General features: G+C 32.3%; 13 protein-coding genes. 4 read left to right on the top strand and 9 right to left on the bottom strand.

The annotated features are described in order from the left end of the window. From HRT41_02760 to HRT41_02720, 9 genes are read right to left on the bottom strand one after another with little or no spacing between them, the layout of a single operon-like run. Complete coding sequence (locus HRT41_02760) at positions 1–1,443, bottom strand: NAD-dependent succinate-semialdehyde dehydrogenase (GenBank protein ID NQY22928.1); 1,443 nt, start codon at positions 1,441–1,443, stop codon at positions 1–3. After that, positions 1,443–2,459 (bottom strand): inositol 2-dehydrogenase, encoded by a 1,017-nt coding sequence (iolG, locus tag HRT41_02755; GenBank protein NQY22927.1) that lies wholly within the window; start codon positions 2,457–2,459, stop codon positions 1,443–1,445. Before iolG (HRT41_02755) ends, HRT41_02760 begins: the two co-directional genes overlap by 1 nt. 16 nt (positions 2,460–2,475) lie before the next feature. Further along, positions 2,476–4,194, bottom strand: coding sequence for a dihydroxy-acid dehydratase (locus HRT41_02750; protein ID NQY22926.1), 1,719 nt, complete (start codon positions 4,192–4,194; stop codon positions 2,476–2,478). A 9-nt stretch (positions 4,195–4,203) separates the two neighbouring features. Beyond that, complete coding sequence (locus tag HRT41_02745; GenBank protein ID NQY22925.1) at positions 4,204–5,355, bottom strand: Gfo/Idh/MocA family oxidoreductase; 1,152 nt, start codon at positions 5,353–5,355, stop codon at positions 4,204–4,206. 9 nt (positions 5,356–5,364) lie between these two features. Continuing rightward, positions 5,365–6,237, bottom strand: coding sequence for a myo-inosose-2 dehydratase (gene iolE / locus HRT41_02740; GenBank protein ID NQY22924.1), 873 nt, complete (start codon positions 6,235–6,237; stop codon positions 5,365–5,367). Next, positions 6,238–8,085 carry a 3D-(3,5/4)-trihydroxycyclohexane-1,2-dione acylhydrolase (decyclizing) gene (gene iolD, locus HRT41_02735; protein NQY22923.1) on the bottom strand — a complete coding sequence of 616 codons (1,848 nt, stop codon included), beginning with the start codon at positions 8,083–8,085 and terminating at the stop codon, positions 6,238–6,240. It abuts the gene before it with no gap. Between the two features lie 21 nt (positions 8,086–8,106). After that, a complete protein-coding gene (locus HRT41_02730) occupies positions 8,107–8,904 on the bottom strand; it encodes a sugar ABC transporter ATP-binding protein (GenBank protein ID NQY22922.1) in 798 nt (265 codons plus the stop codon). Further along, positions 8,904–9,983 (bottom strand): ABC transporter permease, encoded by a 1,080-nt coding sequence (locus HRT41_02725; protein ID NQY22921.1) that lies wholly within the window; start codon positions 9,981–9,983, stop codon positions 8,904–8,906. Before HRT41_02725 ends, HRT41_02730 begins: the two co-directional genes overlap by 1 nt. 50 nt (positions 9,984–10,033) lie before the next feature. Then, positions 10,034–10,939, bottom strand: a complete 906-nt coding sequence (locus tag HRT41_02720; protein NQY22920.1) for a sugar ABC transporter substrate-binding protein — start codon at positions 10,937–10,939, stop codon at positions 10,034–10,036. 366 nt (positions 10,940–11,305) lie between these two features. Here HRT41_02720 and iolG (HRT41_02715) point away from each other — a divergent pair, with 366 nt between their 5' ends. The 4 genes from iolG (HRT41_02715) (at position 11,306) to HRT41_02700 (ending at position 15,812) form a co-directional block, all read left to right on the top strand. After that, positions 11,306–12,316 (top strand): inositol 2-dehydrogenase, encoded by a 1,011-nt coding sequence (gene iolG, locus HRT41_02715; protein NQY22919.1) that lies wholly within the window; start codon positions 11,306–11,308, stop codon positions 12,314–12,316. A gap of 9 nt (positions 12,317–12,325) precedes the next feature. Next, on the top strand, positions 12,326–13,105 hold the full coding sequence (locus HRT41_02710; GenBank protein NQY22918.1) for a TIM barrel protein: 780 nt from the start codon (positions 12,326–12,328) through the stop codon (positions 13,103–13,105). A gap of 8 nt (positions 13,106–13,113) precedes the next feature. Then, on the top strand, positions 13,114–14,616 hold the full coding sequence (locus HRT41_02705; protein ID NQY22917.1) for a CoA-acylating methylmalonate-semialdehyde dehydrogenase: 1,503 nt from the start codon (positions 13,114–13,116) through the stop codon (positions 14,614–14,616). Between the two features lie 89 nt (positions 14,617–14,705). Next, complete coding sequence (locus HRT41_02700) at positions 14,706–15,812, top strand: Gfo/Idh/MocA family oxidoreductase (protein ID NQY22916.1); 1,107 nt, start codon at positions 14,706–14,708, stop codon at positions 15,810–15,812. Positions 15,813–15,841: the final 29 nt, after the last annotated feature.

The following is a 15,841-nucleotide window of genomic DNA, read 5'->3' as shown; positions in this document are numbered from 1 at the left end:
TTAGGCAAATTGTGTGGTAATTATTTTTGTATTCATATATTCATACATTCCTTCTTCTCCACTTTCACGTCCAAAACCACTGGCTTGGATTCCACCAAAAGGAACTTCAGCAGCAGCCAGCGCAAAAGAATTTACTCCCACCATTCCAGCTACTAAATCACTTGACGTTCTATTGGCTAACTCTAAAGATTTAGTAAAAGTATAAGAAGCCAAAGCATATTCAGTTGAATTGGCTTTTTTAATAACTTCGTCATAAGTCTTGAAACTTTGAATCAATGCAATAGGTCCAAAAATTTCATTGCACAATAAAAAAGAATTATTAGGAAGATCTCGTATTACTGTTGGCTCAAAAAAGAAACCTTTGCTAAAACCATCTGGTCTTTTTCCACCCGTTAAAATAGTACCACCTTGAACAGCTACTTTTTCTAAGAAAGATTCAATCTCTTCTCTTCTTCTTGCATGAACCAAAGGACCCATTGTTGTTTTTTCATCTAAACCAGAACCTAAAACATGTTTTTTAACTTCTGCTACCATTACCTCACAAAATTCATCCATTTTACTTTCATGAATATAAAATCGCGTAGGTGAAACACACACTTGTCCTGCATTGGCAAATTTTACAGCTGCACATAAAGTAGCTGCTTTTTTAATATCAGCATCTGCATGAACAATTACAGGAGCATGTCCTCCTAATTCCATTGTTACTTTTTTCAAAGTAATTGCAGAAGATTCAATAAGTTTTTGCCCTACCATAGTAGAACCCGTAAGTGAAAGTTTTCGAACGCGGGGGTCATTCATAATTCTAGGACTTAAAGCCCTTGCACTTCCGCAAAGAAAAGAAACCAAACCTTTTGGTAATCCTGCATCATGACACGCTTCTATAAGTTTCATTCCTGTTAAAGGTGCCACATCAGTAGAGCGTAAAATCATAGGGCAGCCAGCAGCTAAAGCAGGTGCTAATTTTCTAGCCATTAACAAAATGGGGAAATTCCAAGAAGAAAATGCGGCAACTGTACCAATAGCAGAGTGCTCTACTTTTACAGTAGTATTAGGAACCCTACTTTCAATGGTTTTTCCATAAATTCTTTTTGTTTGCTCTGAAAACCAAATAAATTGATCAATACTTAAAGCTACTTCTCTTTTGGCTTGAACCAAAGGTTTTCCCGTTTCTAAAGAAATGGTATAAGCTATCTCTTCTTCATTTACTTTTAAATTATCAGCAATATTCATAATCTTATCTGCTCTATCCCATGAATGCATAGCATTCCACTCTTTTAAAGCATTCATAGAAGCATCAATTGCAAGTGTAACTTGTTCTGGTGAAGCAATAGGAGCTTGCCCAATTACGGATTCATCATAAGGATTTATAACATCAAAAACGCCCTTATCTCCTTTTACCCATTCATTATTAATATATAAACCATATTCTTCATACATTTTCATTATTTAACCTTTATATTAAATTCTTCTCTTATTTCATTAATTGTAACACTTCTATTTTCTTCTAAAGATTTTTTAGCAGCAACTGCCATTAGTGCAGATTCTAGCGCATCTTCAATACCTACACTCACTTTTTCACTATTATTTATACTGTTTACAAATTCCACACTTTCTTGATAATAAGCATCTTCATATCTCTCTAAAAAGAAATACATAGGTTTGTCACTTGAAGTACCTTCATTATTAGTTATTTCAACTGAATTATCAAAAACGTTCTTACAATTAACATTACTTTTTGTACCAAAAACTTCTACTCTTTGATCATAACCATAAGTCGTAGCTCTACAATTTTCGATCATAGCAAAACTACCATCTTCAAGTGTCATGGTAAGCATTGCTGTATCAATATCTATATCTCCATAATCAGTAATTAAAGAAGCACCTTTTGCAGTAATTTCTGTAATATTTTGATGGGATAAAAATCTAACCATATCAAAATCATGAATAGTCATATCCAAAAATAAACCACCTGATGATTCAACGTAAGAACGTGGAGGTGCACTTGGATCTCTAGAAACTACTTTTAAAGATATTAAATTTCCTAAAGTATCATTTTTTACCAGTTCTGATATTTTTTTGAAATTCTTATCAAATCTTCTATTAAAACCAATTTGAAAAAGTGTATTATTTTCTTTTAGTATTTCTTGAACTTTTAGAATTCTTGATATATCTAAATCTACTGGTTTTTCACAAAAGATTGCTTTTCCTTTTTGTGAGGCTTTTATAATCAAATCTGCGTGACTATCTGTTGGAGTACAAATATAAACAGCATCAATACTATCATCATTTAAAATAGCATCAACATCTTTATATCTGTTTTCAATTCCTTGAGAAATAGCCCATTCTTCATCTAAATAAGGATCCGCAACACTTTTTACATTCACCCCTACTATTTTCTTTAAACTTAAAGCATGTACTTTTCCAATTCTCCCTGCTCCTAAAATCCCTACATTAATCATTATTTGTTTCCTTGTTTTAAAATATTTTCGGCTCTATTCCAGCTCTATTACCACGTGCTAAAAAATCAAAATCACAACCTTCATGCGCTTGTAATACGTGAGAGGTGTATAAATGAGTATATCCGCTGTCATAATCTCTTTTTTCTTGGACATACTCTTTTCGCCTGCCCTCTAATACTTCATCACTTAATAGAACTTCAATAATTCTATTTTTAACATCTAAATGAATCATATCTCCTGTTTGTACCAAACCTAAATTTCCACCAATATAAGACTCAGGAGAAACATGTAAAATACACGTACCATAAGAAGTTCCGCTCATTCTGGCATCTGAAATTCTTACAATATCCGTAATACCTTGTTTTAAAAGTTTTTTAGGAACAGGTAATTGTCCCCACTCTGGCATTCCAGGAGCCCCTTGGGGTCCTGCATTTTGTAAGATTAAAACAGTGTTTTCATCTACATCTAAATCTTCATTATCAATCTCTTCTTTTAAGGTTTTGATGTCTTTGTAAACCAGTGCTTTTCCTGTATGTTTTAACAATCTTGGTTCACAAGCCGTTTGTTTAATAATTGCACCATTTAGCGCTAAATTACCGCGTAAGACAGCAATAGAGCCCAATTTATTTAAAGGTTTAGAAAGACTTTGGATTACATCTTCATTGTAATTGACACTATCTTTTATATTTTCATAAAAAGATTTTAAATTAACTGTTTTAATATCATGTAATTTTGATTTAAGTTCCGTATACAAGGCTTTTGTTCCTCCTGCATAATAAAAATCTTCCATTACATATTTTCCCGAAGGTTGTAAATTTAAAATCAAAGGAATATCATTCGATATTCGTTCAAAATCGGCTAAAGTAATATCAATATTTGCCCGTTTGGCCATAGCAATTAAATGAATAATTCCATTGGTAGAACCCCCAATAGCATTTAAAACAACAATGGCATTTTCAAAAGACTCTTTGCTCAACATATCTTGAGGTTTAAAATCTTGTTTAACAAGTTCGACGGCTTGTATTCCACAATTTCTTGCCATTCGTATATGAGAAGAATCAACAGCAGGAATGCTTGAACTTCCAGGAAGTCCAAAACCTAAGGTCTCTGCTAAAATCATCATGGTAGCAGCCGTTCCCATACTCATACACGTACCAGCTGAACGTGCAATTCCAAATTCCAGTGCACGCCATTGACACTCATCTAACATACCTGCTTGTTTTTTCTCCCAAGCTTTCCACACATCAGTTCCAGAAGCTACGACTTTACCTTGATAGTTTCCTCCAAGCATTGCCCCTGCTGGCATATATACTGTTGGAATGTTAAAAGAAATAGCTCCCATTAACACAGCAGGCGTAGTTTTATCACAGCCTCCCATAACAACACAACCATCAACAGGATGAGCTTTTAATACTTCTTCCACTTCCATTGCTAATAAATTTCTGTACATCATAGAAGTAGGTTTAATTAATTGTTCCCCCAAACTTAGAACGGGTATTTCAATAGGGAAACCTCCTGCTTGTAAAATTCCTCTTTTAATATCTGCTACACGTTGGGGAAAATGAGTATGGCAAGTATTAAATTCATTCCACGGATTAATAATAGCAATAATAGGTTTTCCAATATATTCTTCTGGTTCATATCCCATTTGATTTACCCGTGAACGATGTCCAAAACTTCTTAAATCATCTTTTTCAAACCATCGTAAACTTCGTAATTTTTTTTGCTCTGCCATCTTTTTTCCTTATAAACTAACTACTGTTTTATTTTCATTGGATTCTATAATTGCATTTAAAACAAGAGCAACATTTTTTGCATCTTCAAAATTTACTTTTTTACTCTTATCATTGTGTACAATTACATTAAGAAAATTAGCAGCTTCAATGGCTTTTAAATCTTCATAACCCAAACCAGAACCATCTGATGGATTAAAATTACCGTGATTAGAATGAAGAGGAGAGGAATAAATCTTTCGATACCCATTTTGTTTACCTTCTTCATGAATATAAAGATTTAAGGTATTCATTTCTTCAAAGTTCCATTTAATACTTCCTTTTGAACCATGAACTTCAAAAGTCATTTCAGACGTTGGTCCATAAAAAGCTCTTGAAGAATCAATATAACCTCTTGCTCCATTTTTAAATTTAACAATGGCATTGACGTAATCATCATTCGTAACGTCTTTCATTTCATCGTTTTTTGAACCCTTCGCATAATGAGAAGCGCCTGCAGGGGCTATTGGACGTTGTTTTATAAAAGTATCCATTACCCCTTGAACTTCACTTATTTCACCCATTAAATTAATGGCCATATCTACAGCATGTGACATAATATCGGTCAAAGCACCATGCCCATTCTCTTTTTCAAATCTCCATGAATAAAATCCCAATTCATCTGCAGCATAACAAGAAAAGAATCTTCCTCTAAAATGTCTTAACTCCCCAATAGCTCCATCTTCTATAAGTTTTTTTGCTTCTTGAACCAAAGGAGACCATCTGTAGTTATAACCCACAAAAGTTTCTTTTTCATAATCTTTTACCAGTTCATAAGCTTTAATCGTATCATCAGGAAAAGCACCCACTGGTTTTTCACAGTTAATATGTTTTTTGTGTTTAATACAATATTCAATCATTTCTAAATGCAGAGAATTTGGTGCTGTAATATCTACAATATCAACAGCCGGATCTTCTACTACTTTTTTCCAATCCGTAGTACACTTCTCAAAGCCAAATCTTCTTTTAGCCGCTTGCGCTCTCTCTTCTATAATCTCACTACAAATAATTAATTTAGGACTCACATTTAAAGAAGCAAATTTCGCTTTAATATTATTATACGCATTTGAATGAGCTTCACCCATCCAACCCATTCCAATAATTCCAACACCTATTTCTTTCATCTTTTACCCTTATAATATTTTATTTATATACGCAAATGCTTTTTTAGCATAAACAAATGGATTAGCTAGTTCTGGATCTTGCTCCGCTTCAACAACTATCCAACCCTCGTAATTAATCTCTTTTAATACGTCAACAATAGGAGAAAAATCAATGATTCCATCTCCTGGTACAGTATAAACCCCTGCTAAAACAGCATCAATAAAAGAAGTATCTTTTTTTAATACTTCTTTTTTCACTTCTTCTCTAACATCTTTAAAATGCACATGAGAAATTCTATTTTTATGTTTTTTTATCATATCAAGTGGATTTCCACCTGCAAAATATATATGTCCTGTATCAAAAGATAAACCAACTTCATCTTTTGTATATTTTAAAAACATATCAATTTCATTTTCATTTTGAATAATCGTTCCCATATGATGATGGTAAGTTAAAATAGCACCCTTAGATTTTGCAAAATCATATAAGGTATTATATTTCTTGGCATAATTTTTCATTTCATCTTCACTTAAAACAGGTTTTTTACTTAACGCTATTTCTTGTTTTCCTTGAATTGTATTTGAGCATTCACAATAAACAACTACTTTACACCCTACATATAATTTATTATCAATAAAAACGTCTAAGTCTTTTAACTCTTGTTCTACGCTTTGAGATAATAAATTGCCAGAAAACCATGAACCTGCAAGTTCTAAATCAAAATCTTCTAATACTTTTTTTAACTCTTTTTTATCTTGAGGAAATTTTCCACCCATTTCAGTACCTACATAACCAGCTTCTCTGGTTTGGCTTAAACATGTTTCCAAAGGAGTATTTCCCCCTAATTGTGGTAAATCATCATTTGACCATGCAATAGGTGCTATCGCTAATTTTACTTCCATCTATACTCCTTTTCTTTGTGCTTTTACATTTTCTTCATAGTTTTTTCTGGCTGCTACAATTTTTTCTTTTTTTGAAACTTCTGGCACACCTACTTCCCACCAAGCATCTCCATGTTCGCTCCAATTATATTTTGAAACTTCTATATGAAGTATATAGGTTTTTGAAGAGGCTTTTGCTCGTAAATATGCTTCTTCTAAATCTTCAATTTTTGATACAAATTCACCATTTGCGCCCATAGCTTTGGCATGTTGTACATAATCAACTCCAAAAGGATCTCCTGCTAATTTACAATCTTGTATTAAATTATTAAAAGGCTCTGCTCCTTGATTTATTTGTAGACGATTGATAACGGCATACCCTTGATTATCACAAACAATAACAATCATTTTATCTCCAGATAATACAGAAGAATAAATCTCAGTATTAAGCATCATATACGAGCCATCACCTGTAAATACAATGTTTTGTCCATCTTTATTCGCAATAGCGCTTCCATATCCACCAGATACTTCATAACCCATACAAGAAAAACCATACTCATTGTCAATTGTATTAAAACCTTTGCTTTGCCAAATAGTATTAACTTCCCCAGGTAATCCTCCAGCTGCTGTAATTACCCTGTCTTTTCCCGTGGCTAATTTATTAATAATTCCAACTACATTAGCATAAGAAGGAATCTCATTTTTTTCATTAATTTTGTCTTCTACATATTTTAAATAAATTTTTTTATTTTCTTTTGCTTGGTTAATTAATTTTATGTCTGCTTTATAATCTTTTAATTCTTCACATAATTCTTTAATTATTTCTTTTGCATCGCCTACAACACAATGACTATTATGTTTAATAGCATCAAAGCGTGAAGCATTAATTGATACAAATTTTACATCTTCATTTTTAAATATTGACCATGAACCAGTTGTAAAATCTTGTAAACGTGTACCTATATTTATAACAACATCTGCTTCATTAAGTAAAACATTGATTGCTTTAGTTCCAGGAACACCAACAGGACCTATATTTAATTCTTCATTTGCTAAAAAAGCAGTTTTTCCTGATACCGTTGTACCATAAGGAATTTGGCATTGAAGGGCTAAATCATTTAAAACTTCACTTGCATTTGATAATAAAACACCACCCCCTGCAATAATTACTGGTTTTTTTGCTGCTTTAATTATTCGAACTGCTTCATTTATTTCTTCTTTATCTGCTCTGCTACGTACTAGTTTATGTATTTTCTTAGTAAAAAAAGACTCAGGGTAATCATATGCCATACTTTGGGTATCTTGACAAACGCCTATATATGCAGGTCCACATGTACGTGGATCTAACATCATAGCTATCGCTTGAGGCAAAGACTGCATTAATTGAGCAGGATTAGTTATTCTATCCCAGTACTTAGTAATGGCTTTGAAACAATCACTAGCACTTGAAGTAGAATCTCTTTCATTTTCAATTTGTTGAAGTACGGGGTGGCTTAATCTACTATCAAATACATCTCCACTTAACATCAATAAAGGCAAAGAATTCGTATACGCAACACCAGCAGCAGTAATCATATTGGTTGCTCCTGGTCCTACTGAAGTAGTAACAAGCATAATTTGTTCTCTGTTTTTTGCTCTTGCATACGCAATGGCGGCTAAAGCCATTGATTGCTCATTTTGTCCTCTGTATGTAGGGAATTCCTCTTTTATGTCATATAAAGCTTCTGCTATACATGTTACATTTCCATGTCCAAAGATTCCAAAAGTACCATTTATGTACTTTTGAACCCCAGTATCTGTTTGTATGTATTGATTGTTTAAGAATTTTATAATTGCTTGTCCAACCGTTAATCTAATAGTTCCCATACTTCTACTTCTCCTTATTTCTTATAAGTTTTTAGAGTCTTCACCTAACTCTTCACTTAAATCTTGTATTACTTTTCCACCAGCCATTTTTTCTTGCAGTTCTGCAACTGTTACACCAGCTTTATCATACGTTCCAAAGGTTTGACCTCTGTTTAAAATAGTAAACCTATCTCCTACTGCAAATGCATGATACACATTATGAGTAATAAAAATAACTGCTAGGCCCTTGGCTTTTGCTTGTAAAATATATTTTAAAACCATTGAAGATTGTGCCACCCCAAGTGCTGATGTAGGTTCATCTAAGATAAGTACCTTGGCACCAAAATAAACAGCTTTTGCAATAGCTAAACACTGCCTTTCTCCACCTGAAAGTGTTCCAACAGCTTGAGAGGCTTCTCTAATATTAATACCAATTTCTTTCATGGCATCAAAAGCTATTTTGTCTGCTTTTTTAAAATCCAATACTTTTATAGGTCCCCATCTTTTTTCAATAACATCTTCACGTCCAAGAAAAAAATTTCTTGAAATTGACATCAAAGGAATAGTAGATAAATCTTGGTATACCGTAGCAATTCCTGCATTTAACAGTTTTTCAGGACTTGGATCTACAACATCTTTTCCATCTATTTTGTATTCTCCAGATGTTTTAGGATGAACGCCTGCAAGTGTTTTAATTAAAGTAGATTTACCCGCACCATTGTCACCTAATAAACACATTACTTCCCCAGGATAAAGATCCATTGAAATTCCATTTAATGCAATAACATTCCCAAAACGTTTTTTTACGTCTTTAATTTGTATAATTGGCGTTCTCATCATTAACTTCTCATAATCTTTTTTCTGACACTATTACTTAACATAACAGCACCCAATAACATCAGTCCTAAAAATACTCTAAACCAATCACTATCAATAGAAGTATATGAAATACCAATATTTACAATTCCAAAGATTAAAGCACCCAATGATGCACCAATTACGGTTCCATATCCACCTGTTAATAATGCTCCACCCATAACAACTGCAATAATGGCTTCAAATTCTTTTAACAAACCTCTTTGTGCATCTGCTGATCCATAATCAAATACTTGACACGCTGCAAAAATAGTAGCACAAACAGCTGTTCCCATAAATAATAGAATCTTTACTTTATCTGTTGGAACTCCCATATTCTTAGAAGCTTGTTCATCTCCACCAGTAGCATAAATCCAATTTCCATATTTTGTTAATCGTAAAATAACTACACCAATAACAGTAAGTGCAATCCACCATACCAATAACATTTTAATACCAGTAACAACAGGTGTACCATCATCATAAGTAGCAATCATTCCCATTTCAGCAAAATAAGTAAATAAACCTGTAAAAGCTTCTCCTCCAAATAATGAAGCTAACCAATCTCCCTCTGAGGCTTCTTTAACTCCACCAACTAAAGTTTGATCCGTTAATAATCTTGAAATTGCAACCGTAAGTCCTCTTAAAATAAATAAAGAAGCTAAGGTAACAATAAATGAGGGTAATTTTGTTTTAACAACTATATATCCATTTAAAAACCCTATTCCACTCGCAATAATAAACGCAGTAATAATAGAAATCCAAGCAGGAATCCCATATTCTACTGTCATAATTGCCATTATAATTCCAGAAAATCCAATCATTGAACCTACTGATAAGTCAAACTCTCCACCTATCATTAATAAACAAGCTCCAACTGCAATTATTCCAATTAGTGCTGCTTGCTCTGTCCATGACAAAACACCTTCTAATGTAAACATTGCATCTTCTGCAATCATAAAAAATACTAAAAACACCCCTAATACCCCAACTACTGAAGTAAATTCTGGTTTTTTTAATATTCTTGAATATAAACTCTCTGTTCCTAATCGTTCATCAGCCATTCTTTATCCCTTCATAAAACTAGGATTACTCCTAGTTTTTTATATTATATTTATCTGTATTTACCTGCGTATTTTTCAACATTAGAAACATTTGCTTTCGTAACATATCCAGGACCTGAATTAATATCTCCACTTTGTAATACCCCATATTTAGCCATTTGAGTTAATACAACGATTGGCATATATCCTTGAAGGTATTGTTGTTGGTCAATTGCAAAATCAATCACACCATCTTTAATTCCTTTGATAATATCTTTACTTAAATCAAAACTAACAAAATATATATGTCTACCAAGTCTTGCTTTTTTAACTGCTCTCATTGTAGGAGAAGCCGCAACTGGTCCTAAAGCTAAAACTGCATCATAATCTTTCAATCTTGGTTTAACTTTCCTTTCAATTTCAGCAGGATCAACTCCAACATCTAACATATTATTCTTAACACCTAAAGCATCTGCAAAACCTTGACATCTTTGCTCTAAAGAAATATTTGTAATTTCTTGGTTAATACAAATAAATGTTTTAACTCCCGCTTTTTTAGCTTTTTTACCTGCTTGTAGTCCAGCATCGTACTCAGATTGTCCAATATGCATTAAAGCACCAATCTCTTTTCCATAAGCACCACCTGAATTAATGGTAATAACTGGGATTCCTAATTTAATTGCTTTTTTAATCGCTCCACCTAAAGCATTTGAATCAGGAATAGTAACTACTAAACCATCAGGTCTTTTAGCAATAGCGGCAGTAATTAATCTGGCCATTTCAGTTAAATCTCCTGATGCAGGGTTTCTATAATTTACATTAACACCCATATCTTTAGTTGCATTGTTAACACCATTTTTAACAACAGACCAAAAACCATCGGTATCAGATCCATGAGTAACAACAGCAATATTAATATCTTTTGCAAGAATTAAACTAGATGCACATAACAATCCACATATAACTTTCTTTAACATAGTCGACTCCTTTAATTTTGTTTTTCAACATATTCAAGTTTATGTAATTTTGAACAAAATGTACATAGTTTTTTATAATTACAATAAAAAGTTGTAATTATGGGTAATAACGTAACATTAATTAAGATATAAATATTTTTTTGTATTAAAAATATTTATATCATCAATTATGAGTACTTAAGTAACACATAATGCCATTTATTAAGTATATTTAAAAAAACTCTATACATTTTGTTCAAAATAGCTTATAGTTTTCTTAGTTTTATATCGGTAGAAGTATTTACTCTTTTAAGATAAATAACCGAAAGTATAAGTAAGCATTTTGCCTCTCCTATATATAATAAGATTAAAAGGATTTTCATGAAAATATATAAAATAGGTATAGTTGGGCTTGGACGAATGGGACAAGAACATTTACAGCTTATATCAGAACATGTATCATCTGCAAAAGTCAAAGCAGTATGTGATTTAGAATTTAATCAAGATGCAAAAACACTTATAAAAAAATATGGAATAAGAGATAAATATAGCGATTATAAAGAAATGCTAAAAGATCCCTTACTTGATATCATATATGTATGTACACATATTGATGATTTAACCAGAATATCTATTGATTGTATTAAAGCGAATAAACATACTTTTTGTGAAGAAAATTTATCAAAGAGTGTGGAAAATATAAAAGAATTAATGAGTGTTTTAGAGAACAGTGACTCTAAATTTATTGTGGGATTAAACAAACGTTTTGATAATAATTTTAATTCTGTAAGAGATGCTGTTATAAAAGGAAAAATTGGAGAACCACAAGTTATTAAAATAACGTCAAGAGATCCTGATTTTCCATCTATGGAATATTTAAAAAACTCAGGAGGTCTGTTCTTTGATATGACAGTCGATGACTTTGATATGATTCGTTATTTAAGCAAATCTGAAATTGTTGAAGTTTATGCCATGGGTGCGGTGTTAATTGATGATGCTATCAAAGAATACGATGACATTGATACTGCAACGCTTACCTTACGCTTAGCAAATGGTACCTTATGTATGATTGATAATTCAAGAAGAGCTACCTACGGTTATGATCAAAGAATCGAAGTTCATGGTTCTTTAGGAATGGTAACAACCTCAAACGAATTACAAAGTAAAGCAAAAATATATACAGGATATGGAGTTATTGAAGAAAAACCTCAATACTTAATCTTAGAACGTTATAAACACGCCTATATTAAAGAAACAGAACATTTTATTGATTGTATTAATGAAAACAAAGAACCACTAACAGGTTGTAATGATTCTTTACAGGCTTTGTATGCTGCAAAAGCTGCTATGAAGTCTTATTTAGAGAACAGACCCGTTAAACTTTCAGAAGTAAAATAAAGGAAGAAGATGAAAAAATCCATATGCTTAGAAACTATATTTACAGAAGTTGATTTTTATGATCGTTTTTTTCTTGCAAAAAAATATGGTTTTGCTTATGTTGAGTTTTGGACACATCATGACAAAGATATTACAAAGATTAAAGACTTGTTAAAAAAGTATTCTTTAAAACTGGCTAGTTTTACAGGAGATTATAGATACTCACTTATTGACAAAAAAGAACAAGATGTTTATATAAATGATATCAAAGAAGCAATTAAAGTAGCAAAATTTTTATCCTGTAAAAACATTGTGATTCACTCAAATGCTTTAGGAGATGGAGGAGTAGTTATCAATCATTATCTTGAACTAAACGAAGAAGAGCGAACCTTAACAATGATAGAAACATTAAAAATGTTAAAAAATGAGGTACAAAACTCTGGTATTTGTTTGGTTTTAGAAGCTTTAAATATTCATGAAGATCATTATGGAAATGCTTTAAAACATACCAAAGATGCAGCGCATATTATAAAAGAAGTATCTTGTGATTTTATAAAAGTTTTATACGATATGTATCATATGCAAATAAATGAAGGCAATATTATTTCTACTTTAAAACAGTATCAAAAAGAAATTGCTTACATTCATATAGCAGATGCCCCAGGAAGGGCAGAACCAGGTACAGGAGAAATTAACTTTTCTAATGTCTCAAAAACATTAAGAGAATTGTATGCAGATATACCCATTGGTTTTGAATTATTCCCAAAAATAAATTCGAAAATAGCAATAAATGAAATTATAAATTTATAGGAGAGAAAATGAGTAAAATAATAAAAGCTTTAATAAGCGGAGAGTTAGTAGAAAGTAAAACCAATAATTATGTAGATATGGTATCACCTTTAACCAATGAAGTTATAGGAAAAGTACCTTGTATGTTAGAAAGCGAAATAGATGATGCTGTCCAAAAAGCGCATAAAGCATATTTATTATGGAGATTTACTCCTGTTATGACACGAACAAGAGTAATGCTTAAATATCAAGCTTTAGTGAAAGACAATATGGAAGAATTAGCAACAATTCTTTGCGAAGAATCAGGAAAAACCTTTGATGATGCAAAAGGGGATTTAGTAAGAGGATATGAAGTGATTGAGTTTGCGTGTTCTGCTCCTACATTATTAATGGGAGAAACCATTGAAAATGTTGCAAATAAAGTAAATACCTATTCTTATAAACAAGCTATTGGAGTGTGTGCTGGAATTACACCTTTTAATTTTCCAGGAATGATTCCTTTATGGATGTTTCCCTTATCAATAGTAGCAGGAAATGCATTTATTTTAAAACCTTCAGAAATGGTTCCTAATACAGCATTAAGATTAGCAGAACTTTTATATGAAGCAGGAGCACCTAAAGATATTTTACAAGTTGTTCATGGACAAAAAGAACAGGTTGATATGTTATTAGATCATGATTTAGTACGTTCTTATTCTTTTGTAGGAAGTCCTGCTGTTGGAGGATATATTTATTCACGTGCTACGGCTAATTTAAAAAGAGCTCAGGCTTTAGTTGGAGCTAAAAATCATATGGTTATTATGCCAGATGCAAATAAAGAAAATGTATTAAATGCACTGGTAGGAGCATCAATGGGAGCAGCAGGTCAACGATGTATGGCTATTTCAGTTGCATTATTTGTAGGATCTGCTAAAGAGTGGATTCCTGAATTAGTAGAGCGCTTATCAAAAGTAAAACCCGGTGCTTGGAATGATAAAAGTGCTGATTACGGTCCTATTATTACGCGAAAAGCTCAAAACAGAGTAGAAGATTTAATTGCACAAGGTGTAAAAGAAGGTGCTAATCTGGTTTTAGATGGAAGAGGCGCAACAGTTGAAGGATACCCAAATGGAAATTGGATTGGACCTACTGTTTTTAGAGATGTAAAAGTAGATATGGATATATACAAAGCAGAGATATTTGGTCCTGTTATTTCTATTTTAGAGCCACAAAGCTTAAATGAAGCCTTAGATATTATCAATAACAATATGTTTGGAAATGGTACGTCTATTTTCACTTCAAGTGGAGCAGCTGCTACTAAATTTAGAAGAGAAGTATTAGTAGGACAAGTTGGTATTAATATTCCTATTCCTGTACCTTTACCATTCTTCTCATTTACAGGATGGAGAGGTTCGTTTTATGGAGACCTTCATGCGTATGGAAAACAAGCCATGACTTTTTATACAGAAACTAAAACAGTGACTGAAAAATGGTTTGAAGATGAAGAATATGAAGCAGTTGCTTTTAACTTTAAAGAAAATCACTCAAAATAATACCCTAAAGCGAAAGCTTTAAGGTATTCCTCAAGAACAAATCTACACAACATTTTATATAAACAATAATTTAAGACATGGAGCATGGTATGAAAACAATTGGCATTGGTTTAATTGGCAGTGGATATATGGGGAAAAGACATGCAGTTGCATTACATGCAGTAGGTGCTGTTTTTAATACCCAACTTCGCCCTATTTGTGAAATGATATGTACTACAAGCCTAGAAGGTGCTAAAAAAAGTGCAGAAGAACTTGGCTTTTCTTCGTATACAAATAATATACAAGAACTTATTAATAATCCAAAAGTAGATGCTATTATAATTGCAAGTCCTCAAAATACACATAAAGAGATTGCTTTAGCTGCTTTTGAATTGGGAAAACCCATTTTATGCGAAAAACCTTTAGGAGCTTCGCTTGCTGATGCTAGAATTATGAGTCAAACAGCAAAAACACTAAATGTTGTTAATTTAATTGGTTTTAATTATATAAGAACTCCTCTTACTCAATATGCCAAAAAACTCATACATGAAGGAGAATTAGGAGATATTTTATATGTAAGGGCAGAACATTCAGAAGATTTTTTTGCCGATCCTAAACATAAAACTACCTGGAGAATCAAAGGCAAAGAAAATGGCACGATGGGAGATTTAGCACCGCATTTAGTAAATCTCATGCATTATCTGCTTGGACCCATTGAAGAATTATGTGCCCAAATTGATGTAAAAAGAGAAAAAGACAAATCTAAAGTGGAAATACAAAATAATCTAAATGATGATCAAGCACAATTTATGTGCACCTTTGAAAATGGCGTAAAGGGGCACTTATCTTTCTCAAGAGTAGCAGCTGGAAGAAAAATGGGACTCTCTTATGAAATTACAGGAACAAAAGGAACGCTGCGTTTTGACCAAGAAGATCAAAATGCTTTATATTTATACAAAATGCATGAAAAAGATGAAGGTTTTAAAAAAATTCTAGCAAGTCCCACTCATCCAGATTTTGGAATGTTTTGTGAAGGAGCAGGTCATGGTACGGGTTATCAAGATTTATTAATTATTCAAGCCAGAGATTTTTTAGAAGCCATAGAAACAGGAAGTACATCTTGGCCAACGTTTCAAGATGGTTTAAAAGTAAGCCAAGTTATAGATGCCGTATGGCTCTCTCATGAAAATAAAACATGGGTACAAATAAGTAAATAAAAAGCAAGGTAAAATTTATTTGTTAATAT

The organism is Campylobacteraceae bacterium (assembly GCA_013215945.1).
Classification (GTDB): Bacteria; Campylobacterota; Campylobacteria; order Campylobacterales; family Arcobacteraceae; genus NORP36.
The sequence above is the reverse complement of the archived record's forward strand: the minus strand, read 5'-3'. Positions and strand labels throughout refer to the sequence as shown.